A 21233-nucleotide genomic window follows, 5' to 3' on the forward strand; every position below is an offset into this window, starting at 1 on the left:
TAATCCGGGGTTGAGGAAAACCGTCATGACGGAAGAAAGACCCTTGCTGGAAGCCCGGCAGGTGTTCAGAGGATTTTTCGGCAATCCCGTGTTGAAGGGCGTCGATATCGCCCTTCTGCCGGGCAGGGTTCACGCCCTGCTCGGCGAAAACGGCGCCGGCAAGTCCACGCTTATCAACCTCCTGTCCGGCGCTCTGCAGCCGGACGGCGGTTCCATCCTCGTCGACGGCAAGCCGGTCGAACGCTTCAGCCCGGCGGCTGCGCGCGCGGCGGGTATTGCCGTCGTTCAGCAGGAGCTGAGCCTGACGGCCAGTCTCTCGATTGCCGAAAACATCGGGCTCGGCGCATTTCCGCGCCGGTTCGGCCTCATCGATTACAGAGCGCTCCATCGCGGCGTGTTAGACGTCTGCGATATGGTGGGACTCACCGAGCCGCTCGACATGCCGGTCGCCGACTTCGCGCTCGGCCGACGCCAGATGGTGGAGATCGCCAAGGCGCTGTTCCGCAAGCCGCGTGTGCTGATCCTGGACGAGCCGACCTCATCGCTCTCCGCGCACGAAGCCGGCATCCTTGCCCGCCTGATCGGGACGCTCAGGGATCGCGGCACGGCACTTCTCTATATTTCCCACCGCCTCAACGAGGTGCAGGCGCTGTGTTCGCATGTCACGGTGCTGAAGGATGGCCTGGTCACCGCCGACCAATCGCTATCCGGCATCGACGGCGAGGGCCTGGTGCGCCTGATGGTCGGCCGCGAGACCGGCGACCTGTTCCCGCCGCGCCCGGCCGCAGCACCCGGCCCGATGCGCGTCAGCGTCGAAGGTTTTTCCGCCGGCATGGTGCGTGACGTCAGCTTCTCCGCCCGCGCCGGCGAGATTGTCGGTATCGGCGGGCTGGTGGGACAAGGGCAGGAAGACTTGCTGCTCGGTCTCTACGGCGCGATTCCGGCCTCGGCCGATCGGGCGGAGGTATCCGGCAAGCCCGCCCTGCCCGCTGATGTCAGCGAGGCGAATGCCGCCGGCATCGTCTATGTCCCGGCCGACCGCAAGCATGAGGGACTGGTGCTGCCGCATTCCATCGCCTCCAACCTCATCCTGCCCTCGCTTGGACGGGTCGCGCGCCAGGGGCTGCGCGACCGGCCGGCGGAAAACGGGCTGGTCGCCGATCTCGCGCGCCGGCTGACGATCAAGGGCGACACGGCCCGCCCGGTGCAGGCGCTTTCCGGCGGTAATCAGCAGAAGGTGGCGCTCGCCAAATGGCTGCCGCTCGATCCCTCCGTTCTGCTCCTCAACGATCCGACGCGCGGCGTCGACATCGAGACCAAGCGGGAAATCTATCTCATGCTCCGCGCCTTCGCCGACGAGGGGCGGCTCGTCATTCTGGCCAGTTCCGATACGCCGGAGCTCGTGCATCTCTGCGACCGCGTCGTGGTTCTGCGCGAGGGGTGTGTCGCGGCGGTGCTGTCGCAAGATGCAATCAGCGAAGGAGCGATCGTCGGCGCGGCCATGGGCATCACCACCACGACGCAGGGAGAGGCGGCATGAGCACAAGTTCGTCATCCCGGCTCTATGGCTCGATCCAGCTCCGCCGCAACCGCGGCCTTGCCGGCCTCTATCTGGTTGTCGCTGCCTTTCTCATCCTCTATGCGCTGCTCTTTCCCGGCATTCTTTCGATCGGCGGCTTCTCCAAATTCACGCAGAACTGGTTCCCGCTCGCGCTCGTCACCATGGCGCAGGCGCTGCTCATGCTGAACGGCGGCATCACGTTGGCGATCGGCCCGCTCGTCAGTCTTGGAGCGGTGATCGCCGCGACGACGATGGGTGGGGCGCTCGGCGTACCAGGCGGCATTCTTGCTGTCTCGATTACTGGTCTTTCGATCGGCGCCGCCATGGGCGCCATCGTCACATATCTGAGGCTTCCCGCAATCATCGTTACGCTCGCCGGCTCCTTCATCATCGGCGGGGTCGCGCTCATCCTGCTGCCGCGGCCGGGCGGGTTCATTCCCGATTGGCTGTCGACGGTGCTGGCCGGCCACACGCCCGTCGCCTTCCTGCTGCTCGTCGTGATCCTGGCGCTCTGGAAGATCTTTCTGGCAACGCCGCTCGGCCTCGGCATCTACGCAGCCGGCGACAATCCGGTCGGCGCGTTCCGCTCCGGTGTCCCGGTCGAACGGGTGAAGGTTGTCGCCTTCGCCCTGTCCGGCCTTCTCGCCGCCCTGACCGGTCTCTTCGTCGCCGCGCAGACCGGCTCGGGTGATCCTGTTATCGGCACGCCCTTCACGCTGAACTCGATCGCCGCCGCCGTGCTCGGCGGCGTGGGCTTCCTCGGCGGCAAGGGCACGATGCGCGGCGCGATCTGCGGCAGCCTGCTGCTCTCGGTGATGATCAACGTCATGTTCTTCCTGGGTTTTCCGCCGGTCGCGCAATATGTCGCGCAAGGCCTGATCATCGTCGGCGCGGTCGCCGTGCCGGAACTTCTTGGGACTTGGAGAGCAAGGCGATGAACATGATCAGGTCCGCGTTCCGCAATCCGCCGCTGCTGACCTTCCTTCTGGTCGCGCTCGTCTGGATCGTCGCCAGCGTCTCGCTGCGTGGTTTCGGCGCCTATGGCCACCTGCGCTACCTGCTCGAACTCGCCGCGGTGATCGGCATTGCCGCCGCCGGCCAGACGCTCGTCATCCTGATCGGCGGCATCGATCTTTCCGTCGGTGCGGTCATAACAGTCACGGCGATCCTGCTGCCGCTGATCTCGCCCGCCTGGGACCCGACCGGCCTCGCCGGCATTGCGGCGGCCCTTGCCATCGCCACCGGCATCGGCCTGCTGAACGGCGCCGGGGCCGCCTATCTTCGCGTGCCGCCGATCATCATGACACTTGCGATGGCGACCTTCCTGCAGGGGCTGCTCGTCATCGTCGCCGGCGGCAGCGCGGTCACCGTCAGCAATCCCGCGGTCATTCTGCTCGGGCAGGCGCGGCCGCTCGGCATTCCCTCAGGCATCATTCTGTGGCTCGTCGTCTCGATTATCGTCCTGCTGCTCGTCCACCGCATGCCGATCGGCGCGCGTTTCCTGGCGCTTGGGGCAAACCCTCTGGCAGCCCGGCTTTCCGGCGTCAGCGTCACGCGCAACACGCTGATCGTCCACTCTCTGTCGGGTTTTTTCGCAGGGCTCGCCGGCATTCTCGTGCTCGGCATGAACCGGCAAGGTTATGTCGGCATCGGCGATCCCTATCTGCTGACCTCGATCGCCGCCGTCGTGCTCGGCGGCACCTCCATCCTCGGCGGCCGCGGCACCTATGCCGGAACCATTCCCGGGGCAATCCTGCTCGTCACGACGACGGCGCTGATTACTGTCGTCAATGCCTCGCCCGGCTGGCGCTCGATCATGTTCGGCACCTTGATCCTTGCCCTTCTGCTCGTTTCCGGCCGCGAGGCGCGCCGATGACGGAGCGCTACGACGGGCCTGTGATCGACCCGCATCACCACCTCTGGGACCTAAGCCTAGAACGCCATCCCTGGCTGCAGAAGGCGCGCGCATCCGGCGAGGAGATGGTTTTCGGAAGCCTCGCACCGATTCTGCGCGACTATGGCATCGACGATTATCGCGCCGGTGCTGCCCGCCAGAACGTGATTGCAACCGTGCATGTGGAGGCCGGCTGGTCCGATGCGCATCCGCTGGAAGAGAGCCGCTGGCTGGATGGCCTCGACCGCAGCTCCGGTGTGGCGCATCGTTATATCGCGCGCGTGCCCCTCGACGGGCCGGACGCCATGCGCCTGCTCGAGGCGGAGGCGGCGAACCCGAATGTCGTCGGCATCCGTGATATTCTGAGCTGGCATCCGGACGCGGCGAAGAGTTTTGCGCCGCGCCCGAACCGTATGGCCGATCCCGCCTGGCGGGCGGGGCTTGCCGAGGCCACGCGGCTCGGATTGGTCTTCGATCTGATGCTCTATCCCTGGCAGATGAGCGAGGCGCTCGAACTGGTGCGCGCTTTTCCGGAAACGCTTTTTGTGCTCAACCACGGCGGCAGCCCGGCGGATCGGACGGAGGACGGCATGGCGCTCTGGCGTCGTGGTCTGCGGGCGCTTGGCAATGAGCAGAACACGCGACTGAAGATCTCCGACCTGGTCGCCTATGACAATAAGTGGACGCTCGAAAGCCTGCGGCCGGTGATCGAGCATTGCCTCGATTGTTTCGGTCCGGCGCGCGCCATGTTCGCGAGCGACTTTCCGGTTGCGGGCCTGCATGCCTCTTTCGATGAGGTCTACCAGGTTTTCCGCACGGTCGCCTCGCAGCTCTCTTACGACGAGCAGCGCGCTCTGTTCTTTGCCAGCGCCAACGACACCTATCGCCTCGGTATCGCCGATCCGGCCGAGATCAGGAGTGGCTGCCATGTCTGACCTTCATAGCGCGACGGAAAACGTGCTGATCGACGATCGGGTGCGCGGCTTTCCGCCAGGCAATCCGCCGCTTCCGCTTGATGCAATCGGCAAGCAGGGATGGAAACCCTATGACGGCAGGATGGCCCTGCCGCTGATCTCGCTCGACCGGCAGGCTTTCTCCGGCAATGTCGAACTGATGATGGCCTATGTGAAGAGCCACGGCGCCGAAATCGCCCCACATGCCAAGACACCGATGTCGACGGCGCTGGCGGAGGCACTTCTGGCGGCAGGCGCCTGGGGCACGACGGTCGCCGACATCCGCCAGGCCGCCGTCCTGCTCAAGGCGGGACAACGCCGGCTGATTCTCGCCAACGAGATCGGCGGGGCCGCCGCAGCTCGCCGGCTCGCGGCCCTGCTTGATCGCTATCCCGATGCGGAACTCCATATCTTCGTGGATTCGACCGCGCTGGTCGAGGCTCTTCGCTCCGTCTGGCAGGAGCACACAGATCTGCCGCCCCTCGGCCTGCTGGTGGAGTTCGGCGCCGGCCGCGCCGGTGCCCGCAGCATGGACGCCGCCGAGGCCATTCTCGAGGCGATCCTTGCCGTGGAGACGCCGACCCTGCGGCTGACCGGCATCGCCGCCTATGAGGGTGCGGCCGCGACCGCCGATGGGGAAGAGACGATGCTTCGGATCGAGGCGCTGATGGCGGTGACATCAGATTTCCTGCCGAAGGTGCGCGCCCGCATAGGCAAGGAGCGGCCGCTCCTCGTCACATCAGGCGGCTCGGTTTTTTTCGACCTTGTGATTGCCAGGCTTGCAGCCGCCGTCGCGGGCGATCCCGCCTGCCGGATGGTGCTGCGCAGTGGCGCGATCTTCTTCCACGATCACGGCATCTACCAGCGCGGCCTTGCCGGCCTCGATGCACGCGGTGGTTTCCGCATCGGCGGTGAGACGATCTCAGCGGCCGCAGGTTTCCGTCCGGCGCTGCGGGTTTGGGCCGAGGTCCTCTCCCGGCCGGAGCTACGGCTGGCGATCTCAGGCATGGGCATGCGCGACGTGGCGATGGACCAGGGCCTGCCGCGGCCGCTGGCGCTCTATCGCAATGGGGCCTATTTTGCCGAGCTCGAAGGCGCCGAAGTGTTTCGCCTCAACGATCAGCACGCCTTCGTGGCCCTTGCCGACGGCAGCGACGTCATGGTCGGCGACGTCATCGAGTACGGCATCTCGCATCCCTGCACCTGCCTTGACCGGCATGCCATCCTCTACGGCCTCGACCCGGATCATTCGGTGACCGCGGCCTATCTGACCAGCTTCGGCTGAACTCTCCCTCCAAAAGCAAGAAAAGGAAAACCCGCCATGATCCAGCGTTATCAGAAAGGTTCGCGTATGAGCCAAGCCGTCAGCTACGGCGGTCTCGTCTATATTGCCGGCCAGGTCGCGGAAAATCGCAAGGCTGATATCGAGGAGCAGACCCGCGACGTGCTCGGCAAGATCGACGCCCTTTTGCAAGAAGCCGGTATCGATCGCTCGCGCCTCATCGCCGTCAACGTCTTCCTGCCGGCGATCGTCGATTTCGATGCGATGAACAGCGTCTATGATGACTGGATCGACGTTGAAAACCCGCCGGCTCGCGCCTGTGTCGAGGCACGCCTGGCCGATCCTGACCTGCGCGTAGAAATGACCGCGGTCGCCGCCCTTTGACGGCATAGCAACTGACCGCACTGGAGACATCATGCACAGCGGCCTCGTCAATCCGATCGACTTTTCGCGCGAGGGCCGGCAGGCCGGCCACCTCGCCATTCCCTATTCGATCGACCGTTCGCCCTATTATCAGATCCGTATTCCGATCCTTCGACTGAAGAATGGCGAGGGGCCGTCTTTGCTGCTGATGGCTGGCAATCATGGCGACGAGTATGAGGGCGAACTCCAGCTCGGCCGGCTAATGCGGCTGCTTGATGTCGCCGAAATTCGCGGCGCCGTCACCATCCTGCCGATGGCGAACCTGCCGGCGGTGATGGCGGCCAAGCGCTGCTCGCCCTTCGACGGCGGCAATCTCAATCGGGCGTTTCCCGGTGATCCCAGCGGCTCGCCGACGGCGCGGATGGCGCATTTCCTCGAACAGGAACTCTTTCCGTGCCATGATGTCGTGCTCGATCTGCATTCGGGCGGCACCTCCATGGCCCACCTGCCCTGCACGCTGATCGAGCGGCAGGCCGATGCCGCCCGCTTCGAACGGTCGGTTTCGCTGATGCGCGCGATGGGTTCGGCGCATGCCTTCATCGCCGATAACGGGCCGACCGCACCGACATCGATGGGTGCTGCGGCAAGGGCCGGAATCGTCGGTCTTTCCGGCGAGTTCGGCGGTGGCGGCACCGTGACGCCTGAGACAATGGCCTTCACGGCGGCGGCGATCGACCGGCTGCTGGTGACACTCGGCATCGTCGAGCGTCCGGTCCTGTCGCGCGTGCCGCTCGCCGAGCCCGGACCGTTACAGCTGCTGTCGCTATCCCGGCACAGCCAGGGCATCTATGCGAACCGCAGAGGCTGGTTCGAGCCGGCCGTTGCCCTCGGCGCTACCGTTTCCGCCGGTGACCTTGCCGGATGGTATCATGACTTGGAACGCTTGGAGCAGCCGGAGGAAGAACTGCGCTTTGCCGAGAGCGGTATTGTCATTTCCCACAGACTGCATTGCGACAGCCAGGCCGGCGACTGCCTGATCCAGATCGCCGAACCCATCGCATCCTGAGGAGCGCTGATCCGCTCAAATGATTGCGTCGACCGCTGCCTTGACCCAGTCGAGGCGCTTTGCCGGTATCAGGCCGTAATTGTAGAAGTTCACGCCGTCAGCGCCGGCGTCGACGGCAGCCTTGGCGCGTGCGGCGAGCACCGCCGGCCCGCTGACTTCGGGATAGAAAACGCGCAGACCAATGCCCAGAAACTTTCCCGGTCCGATTGCCGCCCGGCCGGTCCGGATGACATCGCCGACGGCATCCGGTTCCATGTCGTAACAGCAGAGGATCGCGCCGTCGCAGAGCTTGCCGACCGCTGTCAGATCGACGCCGCCGAGCCAGCCGTCCTTCAAGTCGATGAGCACGATGCGTGTTGCCGGATCGGCGGCCGCCTTGATCTCGCCGATCAGGCTGGTCACTGGTTCGCTGCGCCAGTTGAGATAGGCATGAAGATCGGGATGGCCTCGAAAGGCATCGGTGCCGGCTGCCGGGAAGTCCGGGAATTGTCGTTCCGGGACAGCGCGTTCGCAGAGTTCGGCGATGAAGCGCGCGACCGACCGGCGTGCACCTTCGACCGGCACGCCGGCCTTTTCGGCGCGTGCCGTGCAATGGTCGCAGAAGCAGAGCGACAGCAGGAAATCGTCTTCGGCGTTCAGGCCGACGCCGTCCTTCTCGTGATGGTATTCATGCGCGAATCCCATGAAGTTCGGGCTCTCGAGCTCCACCATATCGGGCCGGTAGTTCGTCGTGATGTCGCGAACAAGGGTAACGGCGTAGTCCCGCGCCGCCGGGCTGGAGGGGCAAAGATTGTAATAGTTGGGATTGCCGAAGGCGTTCCGCGTCACGTGATCGGGATGCAGCATGCCGAGACGGGTATTGTGTAGGCAGACCGTCCAGCAGGAGACTTTGAGACCCGTCGCCTCGCGTCCCTTGACGAGCGCTTCCAGCATGTCGCCGCGCTCAGTGACATTCCCAGCCATCAGCGGCCGGATCACTTTGTCCTGCCACAAGCTTGCGTCCGGCCGGAAGTAGACGGTCCCGTCTTCGGGGAAATAGGCCTTCTGTCGCGGGCTGCGCGGCTGCAGGAACCGGCCGGCGTGATAGGAGGTCGCCAGACTGACCGTCGTCAGGCCCGCACGGCCGCGAAGCTCGACGGCAAAGGGGTCGAGCCCCTGGTCCTGGATATCCCAGGGGTAAGTCCACATGGAAAGATGCATGGCGTGCTCCCGCTGAATCTGTCCATTTTATAGAACATGTGTCCATAATAGTGTCCAGACTGATCTTTCGGCGCGGGCGGCCATCTCAGATGTCGGCGACGAGGCCCTTGGCTTTCAGCACCGGTTCGAGATTGCTGACCTCGATGACCGATTTGCCCTGCTTATATGCCGCGATATAACCGGCCTCGGCATCTTCGCGGGTCTGTGACAGCCTGGCGACTTCCTGCGCTTCCTGGCGACGCACGACCACCAGGCCGTCGGCATCACCGGCGATGATGTCGCCGGGATGGATGATTTCGCCGCCGACGATGATCGTGTCGTTCACCGCCGCAATGGTTTCCTTCACCGTCCCCTTGATGCAGACGCTGAGCGAGAAGACCGGGAAGCCAAGCTCCCTCAGTTGCAGCGTGTCGCGCACGCCGGTGTCGGTCACGAGACCGCCGATGCCCTTTGCCAGGCAGGCATTGGCAAGTACATCGCCGAAGGATCCGGCCTCTTCGTATTCGCCCGCCGATACGACGATGATATCGCCCGGCTTTGCGTAGTTGATGGCAAGCTGCAGCATGATGTTGTCACGCGGCGCGCACTTCACCGTAAAGGCCGGACCGCACAGTTTCATGCGGTAGTCGACGGGCTTGAGGCGGGAGGAAAGGGCTCCGCGGCGCCCTTGAGCCTCGTGGATCGTCGCTGGCGAAAATTTGGAAACGGCGTCGATATCGGCTTTGCTTGGCCGTTCGGCAATATCTTTAATATGGATCATGGATGCCTCCCATTTTTGGCTGACGGCGGGCATGTCCCGCCGTCTGATTTCGTTTGGATATCGTCATCGGACGACGCCGAGGTCTTAAGGGATCGGGTCGAACTTCAGCTCCGAGAGCGATACGACCTTGTCGGTGCGCGTCATCTTGTATTCGGTATCCGGGCCGAGCCACTTGTCCCAGATCTTGTTGATCTCGCCCGATGTGTCGAGCTTGCGAAGGATCTCGTTGATCTTGGCGGTCAGCGCCGGCTGATCCTTGGCCATGCCGATGCCGATCGGCTGATACAGCATCGGCTCCTCGATCATCCGCATTGCCTTGCCCTTGCTCTTCGATTCATTGACGAACTTGGTCGTCGTCATGGTGTTGGCCACCATGCCGCGCGCCTTGCCCTGCTGGACGGCGAGATAGGCCGAGGCGGTATCCTGGAAGGTCAGTGGGTCGGACTTGTTGAGCTTGATCGACATCTCGGAGGTCGAACCCTTGGTCGAAGCGATGCGCTGGCCTGCGTAATCGGCCTTCGTCTTGCCGGCATCGTCGGCCGGCACGATCAGCATTTCCTTGGCGAGATAGTAGGGATCGCTGAACTGGATCTGCTCGGCGCGGCTCAGAGTATAGGCGAGGTTGGCAACGGTGATGTCGACGCGGCCGAGCTTGACCTCGGGCACGCGCGCCTCGACCGAAACCGGCTTGATCTCAGCCTTGACGCCCAGTTCCTTGGCGATGGCGCCGCAGAGATCGACGTCGAAACCGGCCATTTCGCGGGTCTTCAGATCGGGTGAAGCGAAGGGAGGAACGTCGGCGAAAGTCGCGCAGCGCAGGGTTTTCGCCGACATGATGTTGTCGAGCTGATCGGCTTGTGCGGGCAAGGCGGCCGCCATGCCGGCAAATGCGGCGGTGAGAGTTAGGCATTTCCAGTTCATTGCTGTTCTCCTTTGTTTTTGGTGGTTGGTATCAATGCCTGAGATCAGCGAGGAAACGCTGCGCCCGGGGATGGCTTGGATTGTTGAAGAATTCCTCGGGGGTCGCCATTTCGAGGATCTGGCCGGCATCGATGAACCAGATCCGATCGGCGACGTCGCGCGCGAAACCCATTTCGTGGGTGACGCAGAGCATGGTCATGCCTTCCGACGCCAGGCTCTTCATGACGGCCAGCACTTCACCGACCATTTCGGGATCGAGCGCGCTGGTCGGTTCGTCGAACAGCATCACCGGCGGTTCCATGGCAAGGGCGCGGGCGATTGCCACCCGCTGCTGCTGGCCGCCCGAGAGTTGACCGGGATAGGCCCGCGCCTTGTCGGCAAGACCGACCCGATCGAGAAGCTTGAGGGCCTTGTCCTCGGCAACATCAGGCGCCACGCCTTTCACCCGGATCGGCGACATCGAGACGTTTTCGACCACCGAAAGATGCGGAAACAGGTTGAAGTTCTGAAATACGAAGCCGATCCTGCTGCGCAGCGCATTGAGTTCCTTTGCCCGCATGGCGGCGTGAATGTTTTGCCCGTCGAGCGTGATCGATCCGCTGTTGATCTCCTCGAGGCGATTGATCGTGCGGATCAGCGTCGATTTTCCCGAACCGGACGGCCCGCAGATGACCACGACTTCGCCGCGTGTCACCTGCGCATCGATGTCCTTCAGGACCGGATAGTCGCCGTAGCTCTTGCAGACTTGCGAAAGCCGGATCGTCTGCAATTCCTGTGCTGAAACTGACATGGTCATAGCTGCTCCGATATGATTTTCGATGGCGCGACCAAGGCGGCGGCAGGAAGGTTGGAAAGTCCCGCACGCCGCCGCGTGATGCTCCGCTCGAGGCGATTTGCGAAGTAGGTGAGCGTCCAGCAGATGGCGAAGTAGACGATCGCCAGGATGAGGAAGACCTGGAAAGGCTGCGTCAGGAGCTGGTTGTTGACCTGGCTTGCGGCAAAGGTCAGGTCCGGCACGTTGATCACGTAGCCGAGCGTCGTGTCCTTGATCGTCGAGACGAAGGTGGAGATGATGCTCGGGATCATGTTGTAGAGTGCCTGCGGCAGGATGATGAAGCGCATCGCACCTAAATAACCGTGACCAAGCGCACGCCCCGCGTCCATCTGACCCGGTCCAAGCGCGACGATGCCGGCACGCACGACTTCGCTCAGGAACGCGCTCTGATAGACCACGAGTGTCGTCAGCATCGTGACGAAGCTAGGCACATCGGCGCCGGTCAGCAGCGGAACGAGGAAATAGCTCCACAGGATGAGCATCAAGAGCGGCACGCCCCTGGTGAAATAGACGAGTGCCGTGACCGGCCAGCGCAGCAGCGGCGACCTGGAGAGCCGCGCCAACGCGAAGAGGATGCTGACCGGAAAGGCGAGAGCGATGCTGAGTGCAGAAAGGATCAGCGTGTTGGCGAGCCCGCCAAGCGGCCCGTTCGGATATTGGCCGATCAGCAGCAGCAGCCAGTAGTCTCGGACGATGGCGATCATATCGTGGATCATGCGCGCGCACTCCTGGCAGGATCGGCGCGCATCGACAGATAGGCGCCGATGCTCATGATCACGAGCGAGAAGAAGAGGTAGAGAACCGTGCCGATCAGGTAGATCTCGAAGGTCCGGAAGCTGAGGTTTTCGATCTCCTTGACGGCATGCGTCAATTCCGAGGCTCCGATGACGACGGCGAGACTGCTGTTCTTGAACAGGGAAACGCTGTGATTGATGAGCGGCGGCAGCGCGTTGCGCACGCCTTGCGGCATGATGACGAAACGCATCGCCGAGACATAGCCGTGGCCAAGCGCGCGGGCTGCCTGCATTTGGCCGGGGCTGACCGAGCGCACGCCCGACCGAAGGTCTTCGCTGAAATAGGCCGCCTGGCAAAGCCCGAGCCCGATCACCGCGAAGATGGCTTCGGCATTGTGGACTGCCAGCCATTCGGCTACTCCGCTCGGCATCAGGGTGAAAATCCCAAAGTACCACAGCATCAGCTGAACCAGGGTGGGGACGTTCCGGTGGTAGGAGACGTAAGCGGCAACTAACGGATCGCCGAAGCGAAAGGGCGACAAACGCAAAGCCAGCAGCAGAAGTGCCAGCGCCATCGCCATAGACCACGAGCCGGCATAGATGATGAATGTCATCTCGATGCCATGCAGCAGCATGGCGGTATATTCCGGATTTCCGAGGATTGCCGAAAGGTCGAAACCGCTCACGGCTTTGGCTCCCCGGATTGATCCGTCTTCGCCGCAGGCTGGGGCTTTGCCGTCTGCAGGCCGCCCATGACCTGCAGCGTCGGCGTAATCTCCATATGTCCGATGTTGACGGCGACGGGGGCTGCTATGGCGAAGGCAATCGCGTCGGCGATATCGGCCGCCTGTGGCAGTTCGAAGCCGTCGATGAACCGTTCCCTAATGCTGGGGTCATCGCCATGGACGTGATTGAAAATGTCAGTGGCGACCCGACCGGGGCAGATTTCCGTGACCCGTACCCGCTTGCCGAAAGCGTCGATGCGCAGCTGGTTGGACAGCATGCTCACCCCGGCCTTGGTGGCGTGATAGGATGAGTTGCCGCCGAAATTGTAGGCGCCGGCGATCGACGAGATGTTGATGACATGCCCGCGGTCCCGCGCCACCATGCCGGGCACGACCATGCGGCAGATATGCAGGACCGCCCGGAGATTGACGTCGACGATGAGATCGATATCGCCCTCGTCGGCTTCCAGGAATTTCTTCGGCCGGTCGACGCCGGCATTGTTGACGAGAATATCGAACTCCACACGACGGGTGAGCTCGGCCATGGCCTGACGGTCGGTCACATCGATGACGTGGGCGACGCAGCCCGTCCGCGCGGCCAGCTGCTGCAACGCTTCGGCGCTGCGGGCAACGGCATGGACCTCGATGTTCTCCCGGCGGAACCGCTCCACCACGGCTGCGCCGATACCGGAGGATGCGCCGGTCACCAGTGCGGTCTTGTAGTCGGAGAATGGCATTGTCGTTCCCTTGTTGTTGATCGAGACAGTAGCGAAGCTTAAACCCCTTGCCTAAGACCGATTATCTCTGGAGCAATAAGCAACGGTTATGGAGCCGGCGCAGGCTGCTGAAGAAGAGAAAGAGCTGATGCCGGGCATCAGCTTGCGGCGTCCGGGCCTGAGGAAAGCAGTGACGGCGTCGCGTTGCAAAAGCACTGCGTGTCTGCAAACATGTAAGCCGCGCACATCAGAACGGTACCCCGATCCTCATGGACATCAGACGCCTCAAATCTTTCATCGTGATCGTCGACAGCGGCAGCATCACGCGAGCGGCGGACCTTTTGCATATCGCCCAGCCGGCGCTCAGCCAGCAGCTTGCCGCACTGGAGGAGCATTTCGGCCACAAGCTGCTGATCCGCAGCCAGCAGGGCGTCAGCATGACCGATGCGGGACACGCAGTGTACCGCCATGCGCAGATTATTCTTCGGCAGATGGAGCAGGCGCAAGCGGATGCCTCCGCAGCCGGCAATTCGCTTGCCGGGCGTGTGTCCGTCGGTCTCGTGCCCTTCAGCAGTGCGGCCACGCTGTCGGTCGACCTCCTGGCGGAGACCCGCAAACGGCATCCCGGTATTCTGCTGCACCTGACCGAAAGCGTCGGCCAAACCTATAGCCAGATGATCATGAACGGCCGGCTGGAGATGGCGCTTCTCCATGGAACCGGACCGATCAAGGGTGTCCGGTTCGAGCCGATCCTGAGCGAAGAGTTTTTCCTTGTTGCGCATCGTGACTTTGCGATCGAGGCGGATGCGAAACCCGTTTCGGTCAATACTCTCGACGGGATACCGCTGCTGTTGCCGCCGGCCTATAATTTCGTTCGCCGCGCGGTCGACACCGCCTTCACGCGCACCCGCACCAATTTGAAAGTCGTGGCGGAAGTCGAAATTGTCCGCACGCTGGCCCGCGCCGTGGGCAGCGGCCTCGGCGCGACGATCATGCCGAAAGCCATCGCCGACCGTATCGTATCGGAATCGAGCGAGCCGCTGATCTGCCGGCTCGTCTCGCCGCGAATCGAAGAAACCCTGTCGCTGTGCGTTTCCGACCAGAATCCTCTAACAGAGCCGGCCCTCGCCGTCCGAGACATCCTTCTCGAGCTGACGGCGGGGCTGAAAGGCTGAAACGCGTTGTCGATCAGCACATATCCCTGCAGAATTGAGCTATGCGCGCGCAGCCTTCGCCGAGTTTCTCGATGCTCGTGGCGTAGGAAATGCGAAAGAAGGGGCTCATTCCGTAAGCCGCCCCTTGCACGGTCGCGACATGATGTTCGTCAACGAGCGCCATGACAAAATCGACATCGGTCCCGATCTTTCGCCCGCCCTTGCTGGTCTTGCCGATCAGCCCGGAAATGTTGGGATAGAGGTAGAAGGCGCCTTCGGGCCGATGGCAGCGCAACCCTTCCACTTCCGACAATCTGTCGAGGACGAAATCGCGTCTTTCCTTGTAGATTGCGGCGCGCTCCTTCAAGAGATCCTGAGACCCGTCGAGCGCCGCGGTCGCCGCAGCCTGAGTCAGCGTCGCGATGCCGCCGCCATTCTGGCCGTTGACGTTGCTGACGGCGGAGATCAGCTCTTTCGGCCCGGCGCAGAAGCCGAGCCGCCAGCCTGTCATCGCGTAAGCCTTGGAGACGCCATTCATCGTCAGGACGCGCTCATAGAGCCTGGGCTCGACTTCGGCGATCGTGCAGAACTGGAAGTCGTCATAGACCAGGTGTTCGTAGATATCGTCGGTCATGATCCAGACATCGGGATGACGCAGCATAACCTCGGCGATCGCAGCCATCTCCGCCCGAGAGCAGGCGGCTCCGGTCGGATTGTTCGGGAAATTCAGGAAGAGCCACTTGGTGCGCGGCGTGATCGCCGCCTCCAGATCCTCGGGACGCAGCTTGAAGCCGGTCTGCTCGTGGCAGGGGACGGCGACCGGGACACCGCCGGCGAACTTGACGATATCCGCATAGCTGACCCAGGAGGGCGTGGGGATGACGACCTCGTCGCCGGGATTGCAGGTTGCCAGCATGGCATTGAAGATCACCTGCTTGCCGCCGCCCGAGACGACGATCTGGCTGGCATCATAGTCGAGATTATTGTCCCGTTTGAACTTTCTGATGATGGCGGCCTTCAGTGCCGGCGTACCGTCCATCGGAGGATATTTCGTATCGCCCGCAAGAGCTGCCGCGTGAGCCGCCTCGATCGCGTGCGCCGGGGTGGGGAAATCCGGTTCGCCGGACGAGAGGCTGACGACCTTGATCCCGTTGGCGGCCAGTTCCCTGGCGCGCTGGGTCATGGCGGCGGATGCGGATATGGAGACGTTTTTCAGGCGGTCTGATATGGCGGACATCAAGATGGTCCTTCGATGAGAGATGGGAACGGGGAGACCGCCCGCAGGCGATCGGGATTGCGTCAGTCGGCGAGTTCGGCGGCAGGCGCGAGCGCAGCACCCGTGGCTTCGATCTCGCCGCGCACGATGCCGGCAAGCTCCAAGGCGCCGGGTGTGTCGCTATGGACGAGAATGGAGCGGGCCGGCATCGCGATCGCCGCTCCGTCGACCGTCTCGACGGTTCCTTCGAGCAGGAATTGCCGTACGCGTGCACGCACCGAGGCTTCGTCCTTGATGACGGCGCCGGCGAGCCCGCGCGCGACAAGTCTGCCCTCGGCATCATAGGCCCGGTCGGCAAGGAAAAGCGCCAGGGTCTTCAAACGCGCGCGTCTGGCTGCCTGCTGGATCTCGCTGCCTGAAGTGACGAAGACGACGAGACCGGCATCGACCGTGGTGATCGCATCCATCATCAGGTCGGCCAGCACAGGATCACGATTGACCATATTGCCCATGGCCGCGTGGAAGCTGATATGGGAGACAGTGACACCCTCGGCTTTGGCGATCGCCATCAGGGCCCCCAGCTGATAAAGCATCTGCTGGCGAAGCGCATCTGCTGGAAACGCTATTTCGCGCCGGCCGAAGCCCAGCCGATCGGGCAGGCCAGGATGCGCTCCGATGCCGACAGCGTTCAGCTTCGCAAGCCGGACCATGCGCCCCATTATCTCGGGGTCGCCGCCATGGAAACCGCAGGCGATGTTGGCCGACGAGACGAGTTTCATCATCGCTTCGTCGTCGCACAGCCGGTAGGGACCAAATCCTTCGCCCATGTCGGAATTCAGATCGATCTTCATCAGCTCCTCCTTTTGAAGGCCGGTATCTCTTGTTTCACGCATGCCGCCCGTATCAGGCCATCGCCTTCAGGGCGCGCTTGACCATCCGGGATGTTTGCCTGACGTCCTCGACATAGCGGGCGACAGCCTGTTCCACCCTGCGCGCCTCCGCATGCGTCGAGCGAACGAATTTCAGGCGGGTGCCGATGCGGGCTTGCCCGAGCCGCCAGAGGTCGCATTCGATCACGCCGGCGATCTTCGGATATCCGCCGGCAGTGTTGGCATCGCTCATCTGCACGATCGGCTCGCCGCCGGGCGGAACCTGGATCACGCCGGGCACGACGCCGTGGGAGCGCATCTCGATGGACGCCGTCGGCTTGATCGGCTCGCCTGACAGCCGGTAGCCGGTCCGGTCGCTTCGGGAGGAAATCCTCCAGGTCTGGCTCCAGAAAGCTTCGCCATCGCCTGCGAAAAGATCGTGCTCGCCGGCCGGTAGGGCGCGGATCGGCAGCGTGCCGTCGACCGCCGCCGGGAAGACATCGCGCAGCGCGACGGATGGTTCGACGACGGCGAGCCCAGAGGCCGGCAGCATGGCGATCTCGGTATCCTCGCCGACCGCGATTCGATCGCCCTTCGCCAGAGGCCGGCCGGCATTGCCCCCGAAACCGCCGCGGAGCGACGTACTTCGTGAACCCATGACAACGGGGATATCCAGCCCGCCTCCGAGCGAAATATAGGAGCGCGCCAACCGCGGCGGCTGTTTCAGTTCGAGAACCTGTCCGGGCTCCGCGACATGGGCGCACCAGGAAAGCAGTTCCGATCCGTCGAGATGAGGATTGCCGTCGGCACCGGTCACGGCAAAGACCACGCGCTGCTCGAAACGCAGGCTGAACGGGAAGGTCTGCACCTCTATCGCGGCGGCACTTTCGTCATTGCCGACGAGAATGTTGCCGATCCTGACCGCAAGCGGATCCATCGCGCCGCTCGCCGATACGCCGATGTCGCGATAGCCGGGGCGGCCAAGATCCTGCGCCGTATTGAACGGACCGCTTTCCAAGATCTCGATCATAGCTCAATCCCTGCTGGCAGGAACCGCACCGTATCTCCCGGCGCCATCATGGCCGGGTTCGATGAGGCGGGGTCGAACATCTGCAGTGCCGCGAAGCCGATGGAGTTCCAGCCGTTGGGGCCTGTGAGCATGGCGACGCCGGTCTGCATGCCGCCGATGGTCACGCAGCCCTTCGGCATCTTCAGCGAGGGCACTGTCTTTCGCGGCATGTAGATGCGCGGATCGAGACCATGCAGATAACCGAAACCGGGAGCGCTGCCCAAGGCGAAGACACGGTAGGTCGCTTCATGATGGATGCGGACGACTTCGCGATCGCTCAAGCCCGAGAGATCGCAAAGGGCCGGCAGATCCGTCGCATATTCGCCGCCATAATGGACGGGAATCTCGATGGTCTTGCCCTTGAGATCGATGCTGCGGGCATTCTCCCATGCCTCCAGCAGCCGGGCGACCACCGCATCAGGATCCTCGGGCGTCTCCTTGAAGATCACCAGCAGATTGGTCATGCCCGGAATGTTTTCCGCAAGGTCCGGCCAGTCTTTCACGGTCTGGGACAGAGCCCAGATCCGCCGCTGCGCGACGAGATCGAAGTCGCCTGGCGCCTCGAGCAGCAAGGATCTGGCGCCGATCGAGGAAACCCGCGCCTGGCTTTTGGTGGCCGGAACGATTTCGCGTTGCGATGCATGTCTGTTCGTCGTGGCGATCATGATGGGAGCTCGATTTCGAACAGAGGATCGCCGAAGCCGACCAGCGCGCCGGGCTCGGCGAGCAGCCTGGTCAAAACACCGGAACGGCCGGCGCGAAGGGGAAGCAGGATATGCCCTACCCCGACAAAGCCAACGATATCCGCATCGGATACGGAGCGTGGCAGATCTTGCGGCGTGGCGAAGGCGGGATGCTCGACACAGAAGTGGCCGGCCATCGGCGCCTTCACGATTGCGGATGCGAAGCCGGGAGCGAAACCGGGAGCAGGAGGCGTCGCTTCGGTCGAGCTGATCCGGGCGCCGTTTTTTCCAGCGACGACGATGCGAAGCTGTCCGCCCGGCCGGGAGATTTCAAGACCGTCCACACCGGCGGCCGTCAGCGCCTCGGTGAGCAATGCGACGGTCGCCGGATCGCTGAAATCGATCGCGCTCATGCCGCCCTCCGCAGCTTCAGCCATTGTTCAAGATAATGGATATCCGTCTCGCCGCGCGCGAATGCGCCATCCTCGAACAGGGCGCGCAGGAAGGGGATATTGGTGGAAATCCCCTCGACCTCAGTGCCGGCAAGCGCCTCGCGCATTCTTGCCATCGCTTCGGCCCGCGTCGGCGCATGGACGATCAGCTTGGCGATCAGAGAATCGTAATAGGGCGAGACCTTGTAGCCGGCATGAATATGCGTATCGACGCGGATGCCCGGTCCCGCAGGCAACGCCAGATGGGTGACGACACCCGCCGACGGCAGGAAGGTTTCCGGATCCTCGGCGTTGATGCGGCATTCGAAGGAGTGGCCCTCGCATGTCACATCGCTTTGGGTGAGATCGAGAACGTAACCCTGCGCCACCCTTATCTGCGCCTGGACGATACCGACGCCGCTCGTCATCTCGGTGACGGGATGCTCGACCTGAAGGCGGGTGTTCATCTCGATGAAATAGAAAGCATCGTCCTCATAGAGGAATTCGAAGGTTCCGACGCCCCGGTAGCCGATCTGGAGGCAGGCCTGTACGCAGGCCAGGCCGACCGGCTGGATGATGTCGGGCGCAATTCCAGGCGCCGGCGCCTCCTCCACAACTTTCTGATGGCGGCGCTGCATCGAGCAATCCCGCTGGCCCAGCCACACGGCATTGCCGTGATCGTCGCAAATAACCTGGATCTCGATGTGGCGCGGATGCTCTAAGAATTTCTCCATGTAGAGCGAAGGTGAACCGAAAGCCTTGCGGGCCTCTTCCCGCGTCAGCGCGATTGCTTCATGGAGCACATCGGCCTTTGGCACGACGCGCATGCCGCGCCCGCCGCCACCGCCGGCTGCCTTGATGATGACGGGATACCCGATTTCGAGCGCTATGCGCTCGATCGCGCCGGGGTCATCGGGCAGCGCGGTGTCCGGACCGGGAACGCAGGGGACGCCGGCGGCCATCATCGCGCGTTTTGCCGAGATCTTGTCGCCCATAATGGCAATCGACGACGCGGTCGGACCAATGAAGACTAGGCCAGCCTTTTCGACGGCGTCGGCGAAGGTGGCGTTTTCCGACAGAAAACCGTAACCTGGGTGGATGGCGCCCGCACCGGCGAGACGCGCCGCCAGAAGGATGGCATCCTGATTGAGGTAGCTCTTGGCGGCAGTCGACGGGCCGATGCAGAGAAAGTTGTCGGCTGTGCTGCCGTAGGGCACTTCCCTGTCCGCCTCGGAGCAGATGGCGACCGTCTTCAGGCCGAGCTCGCGGCAGGCGCGCTGGATCCGGACTGCGATCTCGCCGCGATTGGCGATCAGAACGGTGTCGAAGCGGCCGGCCGCGGATTGTTCGGGCGTTTCCGGCATCAGCCAATCTCCGCCAGCAGGTCGCCGGTCTCGACCTCGCCGTCGTCGGTTTCGGTGAGGTGTGTAATGCGCCCTGCCCGCGGCGCGGCGATCGTGTTGAAGACCTTCATTGCCTCGACGATGAAAAGGGTCTGCCCCTCTTCCACCTCGTCACCGATCGCGACGAATGGCGGTTCCCCGGGCGCCGGGGTCCGGTGCAGAACGCCGAAGACCGGCGCCTTCACCGCATAGGTTTTCTCAGGCCTCAAAGGCGTATCGGCGCCGGCATCCCGGGCAGAGCTTGTCGTCGATCCTGCCTCTTGCTCGCGCTCGGCAGCAGCCTTCCGACCCGGCGACGTGCGGAAGATCCGAACCGTCACGTCTTTTTCCGTCACGGTCAGCTCGGTAATGTGCGATCGTCCGACAAAGTCGATCAGCGTCTTGATCTTCGAGAGGTCCATATGCGTGCTCGGAATTTCAAACTTCCACCGCGCTGACCCGAAGTTTCAAGTCGCTCGGTGTTGTGATTTTTCGTAGCACGACGCGTCGACTGATGGGGTCAGACGAAGTTTTGATGGAGTGCAATTGGCGCCTTATAGGACATGTCGCCGAACGTCAGCGACCGGCAGCCGGAAGCGGCAGAAACCCCGCAATGGATTCAATGAAGGGACAATGCTTGTTCTGACGGCTAACAGTGCTATATGTAGGTAAATACCTACATGAGGCAGCCATGACCATTACGACACTTTCCAGCCGTGAACTCAATCACGACGTCAGCAATGCGAAGAAAGCTGCCAGAAAAGGACCAGTCATCATCACTGACCGCGGCAAACCTTCCCACGTCCTTCTGACATATGAGGAATTTCAGCGTCTTTCCGGCAGGCGCCAAAGCCTGGTCGATGGGCTTTCCATGCCGGGCCTGTCGGAAATCGATTTCATGCCACCGCGGGTCGAGATCAAAACCCGCGAAGTTGACCTGTCTTGAGCTATCTGCTGGATACGAATGTCATTTCCGAACTGCGCAAGGTCGGTGACGGGAAGGCTGATCCGGAAGTCGTGGCATGGATTCAGATGGCAAACGCTTCTGACTTCTATCTCTCTGCAATTACCATTCTTGAATTGGAACGGGGCGTGCTTGCGGTCCAACGACGCGATGCCCGGCAAGGTTCACGCCTGCGTACATGGCTTGATGATCACGTGCGTCCGCAGTTCGCCGGCCGGATACTGCCGATCGATGATGCTATCGCAACGCGTTGCGCGCATCTGCATATTCCCGACCGGCGCAACGAGGCGGATGCGTTGATTGCTGCCACTGCACTGGTGCACAATCTTACAGTGGTCACCCGAAACGTGAGAGATTTCGACGGCACCGGTGTCGTCATTGTCGATCCTTGGAAGGGTCAAGCAATGTAGCCGCCTTAGACGGATGCAAGTTGCGTGTCAAAATTGACAACGTTA

At 62.9% G+C, this 21233-nt stretch carries 24 protein-coding genes; 10 read left to right on the forward strand and 14 right to left on the reverse strand.

The window, feature by feature from the left end; all coding sequences use genetic code 11:
- The first annotated feature begins 25 nt into the window (after nucleotides 1-25).
- From RWJ89_RS21270 to RWJ89_RS21300, 7 genes are read left to right on the forward strand one after another with little or no spacing between them, the layout of a single operon-like run.
- Nucleotides 26-1540, forward strand: coding sequence for a sugar ABC transporter ATP-binding protein (locus RWJ89_RS21270; protein ID WP_316031395.1), 1515 nt, complete (start codon nucleotides 26-28; stop codon nucleotides 1538-1540).
- Nucleotides 1537-2499, forward strand: a complete 963-nt coding sequence (locus RWJ89_RS21275) for an ABC transporter permease (protein ID WP_316031396.1) — start codon at nucleotides 1537-1539, stop codon at nucleotides 2497-2499. Before RWJ89_RS21270 ends, RWJ89_RS21275 begins: the two co-directional genes overlap by 4 nt.
- Complete coding sequence (locus RWJ89_RS21280) at nucleotides 2496-3437, forward strand: ABC transporter permease (RefSeq protein ID WP_316031397.1); 942 nt, start codon at nucleotides 2496-2498, stop codon at nucleotides 3435-3437. Before RWJ89_RS21275 ends, RWJ89_RS21280 begins: the two co-directional genes overlap by 4 nt.
- The gene (locus RWJ89_RS21285; RefSeq protein WP_221972768.1) at nucleotides 3434-4390 is read left to right on the forward strand and encodes an amidohydrolase family protein; all 957 of its coding nucleotides are present in this window, start codon (nucleotides 3434-3436) and stop codon (nucleotides 4388-4390) included. Before RWJ89_RS21280 ends, RWJ89_RS21285 begins: the two co-directional genes overlap by 4 nt.
- Nucleotides 4383-5693, forward strand: coding sequence for an alanine racemase (locus tag RWJ89_RS21290; protein WP_316031398.1), 1311 nt, complete (start codon nucleotides 4383-4385; stop codon nucleotides 5691-5693). Before RWJ89_RS21285 ends, RWJ89_RS21290 begins: the two co-directional genes overlap by 8 nt.
- A gap of 36 nt (nucleotides 5694-5729) precedes the next feature.
- Entirely contained in the window at nucleotides 5730-6074 is a 345-nt protein-coding gene (locus RWJ89_RS21295) for a RidA family protein (RefSeq protein WP_168259189.1), read from the forward strand.
- A gap of 31 nt (nucleotides 6075-6105) precedes the next feature.
- Nucleotides 6106-7119 (forward strand): succinylglutamate desuccinylase/aspartoacylase family protein, encoded by a 1014-nt coding sequence (locus RWJ89_RS21300; RefSeq protein ID WP_221985357.1) that lies wholly within the window; start codon nucleotides 6106-6108, stop codon nucleotides 7117-7119.
- A gap of 15 nt (nucleotides 7120-7134) precedes the next feature.
- Here RWJ89_RS21300 and RWJ89_RS21305 read toward each other — a convergent pair whose 3' ends face one another.
- The 7 genes from RWJ89_RS21305 to RWJ89_RS21335 all read right to left on the reverse strand — a co-directional run bounded on the left by RWJ89_RS21305 (nucleotide 7135) and on the right by RWJ89_RS21335 (nucleotide 13031).
- Nucleotides 7135-8319, reverse strand: a complete 1185-nt coding sequence (locus RWJ89_RS21305) for a hypothetical protein (RefSeq protein WP_316031399.1) — start codon at nucleotides 8317-8319, stop codon at nucleotides 7135-7137.
- 85 nt (nucleotides 8320-8404) lie between these two features.
- Nucleotides 8405-9079: a 4-carboxy-4-hydroxy-2-oxoadipate aldolase/oxaloacetate decarboxylase gene (locus RWJ89_RS21310; RefSeq protein ID WP_131664852.1), complete on the reverse strand. Its 675-nt coding sequence runs from the start codon at nucleotides 9077-9079 to the stop codon at nucleotides 8405-8407.
- Nucleotides 9080-9163: 84 nt separating this feature from the next.
- The gene (locus RWJ89_RS21315) at nucleotides 9164-10000 is read right to left on the reverse strand and encodes an ABC transporter substrate-binding protein (protein ID WP_020047826.1); all 837 of its coding nucleotides are present in this window, start codon (nucleotides 9998-10000) and stop codon (nucleotides 9164-9166) included.
- 31 nt (nucleotides 10001-10031) lie between these two features.
- Nucleotides 10032-10796 carry an amino acid ABC transporter ATP-binding protein gene (locus tag RWJ89_RS21320; protein ID WP_131664854.1) on the reverse strand — a complete coding sequence of 255 codons (765 nt, stop codon included), beginning with the start codon at nucleotides 10794-10796 and terminating at the stop codon, nucleotides 10032-10034.
- Complete coding sequence (locus RWJ89_RS21325; protein WP_020047824.1) at nucleotides 10793-11551, reverse strand: amino acid ABC transporter permease; 759 nt, start codon at nucleotides 11549-11551, stop codon at nucleotides 10793-10795. The genes RWJ89_RS21320 and RWJ89_RS21325 overlap by 4 nt, the downstream gene beginning before the upstream one ends.
- On the reverse strand, nucleotides 11548-12255 hold the full coding sequence (locus RWJ89_RS21330; RefSeq protein ID WP_003538411.1) for an amino acid ABC transporter permease: 708 nt from the start codon (nucleotides 12253-12255) through the stop codon (nucleotides 11548-11550). The genes RWJ89_RS21325 and RWJ89_RS21330 overlap by 4 nt, the downstream gene beginning before the upstream one ends.
- Nucleotides 12252-13031, reverse strand: coding sequence for an SDR family oxidoreductase (locus RWJ89_RS21335; RefSeq protein ID WP_221999830.1), 780 nt, complete (start codon nucleotides 13029-13031; stop codon nucleotides 12252-12254). Before RWJ89_RS21335 ends, RWJ89_RS21330 begins: the two co-directional genes overlap by 4 nt.
- Nucleotides 13032-13279: 248 nt before the next feature.
- Here RWJ89_RS21335 and nac point away from each other — a divergent pair, with 248 nt between their 5' ends.
- A complete protein-coding gene (gene nac / locus RWJ89_RS21340; RefSeq protein WP_077980969.1) occupies nucleotides 13280-14185 on the forward strand; it encodes a nitrogen assimilation transcriptional regulator NAC in 906 nt (301 codons plus the stop codon).
- 13 nt (nucleotides 14186-14198) lie between these two features.
- On the opposite strand, the gene RWJ89_RS21345 is transcribed toward nac, so the two are convergent.
- From RWJ89_RS21345 to RWJ89_RS21375, 7 genes are all read right to left on the reverse strand, one after another.
- The gene (locus RWJ89_RS21345) at nucleotides 14199-15401 is read right to left on the reverse strand and encodes a pyridoxal phosphate-dependent aminotransferase (protein ID WP_168282359.1); all 1203 of its coding nucleotides are present in this window, start codon (nucleotides 15399-15401) and stop codon (nucleotides 14199-14201) included.
- A 62-nt stretch (nucleotides 15402-15463) separates the two neighbouring features.
- Entirely contained in the window at nucleotides 15464-16231 is a 768-nt protein-coding gene (locus tag RWJ89_RS21350) for a 5-oxoprolinase subunit PxpA (protein ID WP_131664859.1), read from the reverse strand.
- 52 nt (nucleotides 16232-16283) lie between these two features.
- Entirely contained in the window at nucleotides 16284-17279 is a 996-nt protein-coding gene (locus tag RWJ89_RS21355) for a biotin-dependent carboxyltransferase family protein (protein WP_316031400.1), read from the reverse strand.
- Complete coding sequence (gene pxpB / locus RWJ89_RS21360) at nucleotides 17276-17983, reverse strand: 5-oxoprolinase subunit PxpB (RefSeq protein ID WP_316031401.1); 708 nt, start codon at nucleotides 17981-17983, stop codon at nucleotides 17276-17278. Before pxpB ends, RWJ89_RS21355 begins: the two co-directional genes overlap by 4 nt.
- Nucleotides 17980-18414 (reverse strand): acetyl-CoA carboxylase biotin carboxyl carrier protein, encoded by a 435-nt coding sequence (locus tag RWJ89_RS21365; protein ID WP_316031402.1) that lies wholly within the window; start codon nucleotides 18412-18414, stop codon nucleotides 17980-17982. Before RWJ89_RS21365 ends, pxpB begins: the two co-directional genes overlap by 4 nt.
- Nucleotides 18411-19796, reverse strand: coding sequence for an acetyl-CoA carboxylase biotin carboxylase subunit (gene accC / locus RWJ89_RS21370; RefSeq protein ID WP_316031403.1), 1386 nt, complete (start codon nucleotides 19794-19796; stop codon nucleotides 18411-18413). Before accC ends, RWJ89_RS21365 begins: the two co-directional genes overlap by 4 nt.
- Nucleotides 19796-20236, reverse strand: coding sequence for an acetyl-CoA carboxylase biotin carboxyl carrier protein (locus RWJ89_RS21375; RefSeq protein ID WP_221946580.1), 441 nt, complete (start codon nucleotides 20234-20236; stop codon nucleotides 19796-19798). Before RWJ89_RS21375 ends, accC begins: the two co-directional genes overlap by 1 nt.
- Nucleotides 20237-20505: 269 nt before the next feature.
- Here RWJ89_RS21375 and RWJ89_RS21380 point away from each other — a divergent pair, with 269 nt between their 5' ends.
- Together RWJ89_RS21380 and RWJ89_RS21385 are read left to right on the forward strand one after the other, a co-directional pair.
- On the forward strand, nucleotides 20506-20760 hold the full coding sequence (locus tag RWJ89_RS21380) for a type II toxin-antitoxin system Phd/YefM family antitoxin (protein WP_025398253.1): 255 nt from the start codon (nucleotides 20506-20508) through the stop codon (nucleotides 20758-20760).
- Nucleotides 20757-21188: a type II toxin-antitoxin system VapC family toxin gene (locus tag RWJ89_RS21385; protein ID WP_025398252.1), complete on the forward strand. Its 432-nt coding sequence runs from the start codon at nucleotides 20757-20759 to the stop codon at nucleotides 21186-21188. Before RWJ89_RS21380 ends, RWJ89_RS21385 begins: the two co-directional genes overlap by 4 nt.
- Nucleotides 21189-21233: the final 45 nt, after the last annotated feature.

The sequence above is a fragment of the Rhizobium sp. 10PS4 genome, from assembly GCF_032464805.1.
Lineage (GTDB): Bacteria > Pseudomonadota > Alphaproteobacteria > Rhizobiales > Rhizobiaceae > Rhizobium > Rhizobium laguerreae.

Bases quoted from the DNA above. Each gene is read 5' to 3' on its own strand.
- RWJ89_RS21270 (WP_316031395.1), top strand. From the start codon at position 26: ATGACGGAAGAAAGACCCTTGCTGGAAGCCCGGCAGGTGTTCAGAGGA.
- RWJ89_RS21275 (WP_316031396.1), top strand. From the start codon at position 1,537: ATGAGCACAAGTTCGTCATCCCGGCTCTATGGCTCGATCCAGCTCCGC.
- RWJ89_RS21280 (WP_316031397.1), top strand. From the start codon at position 2,496: ATGAACATGATCAGGTCCGCGTTCCGCAATCCGCCGCTGCTGACCTTC.
- RWJ89_RS21285 (WP_221972768.1), top strand. From the start codon at position 3,434: ATGACGGAGCGCTACGACGGGCCTGTGATCGACCCGCATCACCACCTC.
- RWJ89_RS21290 (WP_316031398.1), top strand. From the start codon at position 4,383: ATGTCTGACCTTCATAGCGCGACGGAAAACGTGCTGATCGACGATCGG.
- RWJ89_RS21295 (WP_168259189.1), top strand. From the start codon at position 5,730: ATGATCCAGCGTTATCAGAAAGGTTCGCGTATGAGCCAAGCCGTCAGC.
- RWJ89_RS21300 (WP_221985357.1), top strand. From the start codon at position 6,106: ATGCACAGCGGCCTCGTCAATCCGATCGACTTTTCGCGCGAGGGCCGG.
- RWJ89_RS21305 (WP_316031399.1), bottom strand. From the start codon at position 8,319: ATGCATCTTTCCATGTGGACTTACCCCTGGGATATCCAGGACCAGGGG.
- RWJ89_RS21310 (WP_131664852.1), bottom strand. From the start codon at position 9,079: ATGATCCATATTAAAGATATTGCCGAACGGCCAAGCAAAGCCGATATC.
- RWJ89_RS21315 (WP_020047826.1), bottom strand. From the start codon at position 10,000: ATGAACTGGAAATGCCTAACTCTCACCGCCGCATTTGCCGGCATGGCG.
- RWJ89_RS21320 (WP_131664854.1), bottom strand. From the start codon at position 10,796: ATGACCATGTCAGTTTCAGCACAGGAATTGCAGACGATCCGGCTTTCG.
- RWJ89_RS21325 (WP_020047824.1), bottom strand. From the start codon at position 11,551: ATGATCCACGATATGATCGCCATCGTCCGAGACTACTGGCTGCTGCTG.
- RWJ89_RS21335 (WP_221999830.1), bottom strand. From the start codon at position 13,031: ATGCCATTCTCCGACTACAAGACCGCACTGGTGACCGGCGCATCCTCC.
- nac (WP_077980969.1), top strand. From the start codon at position 13,280: ATGGACATCAGACGCCTCAAATCTTTCATCGTGATCGTCGACAGCGGC.
- RWJ89_RS21345 (WP_168282359.1), bottom strand. From the start codon at position 15,401: ATGTCCGCCATATCAGACCGCCTGAAAAACGTCTCCATATCCGCATCC.
- RWJ89_RS21350 (WP_131664859.1), bottom strand. From the start codon at position 16,231: ATGAAGATCGATCTGAATTCCGACATGGGCGAAGGATTTGGTCCCTAC.
- RWJ89_RS21355 (WP_316031400.1), bottom strand. From the start codon at position 17,279: ATGATCGAGATCTTGGAAAGCGGTCCGTTCAATACGGCGCAGGATCTT.
- pxpB (WP_316031401.1), bottom strand. From the start codon at position 17,983: ATGATCGCCACGACGAACAGACATGCATCGCAACGCGAAATCGTTCCG.
- RWJ89_RS21365 (WP_316031402.1), bottom strand. From the start codon at position 18,414: ATGAGCGCGATCGATTTCAGCGATCCGGCGACCGTCGCATTGCTCACC.
- accC (WP_316031403.1), bottom strand. From the start codon at position 19,796: ATGCCGGAAACGCCCGAACAATCCGCGGCCGGCCGCTTCGACACCGTT.
- RWJ89_RS21375 (WP_221946580.1), bottom strand. From the start codon at position 20,236: ATGGACCTCTCGAAGATCAAGACGCTGATCGACTTTGTCGGACGATCG.
- RWJ89_RS21380 (WP_025398253.1), top strand. From the start codon at position 20,506: ATGACCATTACGACACTTTCCAGCCGTGAACTCAATCACGACGTCAGC.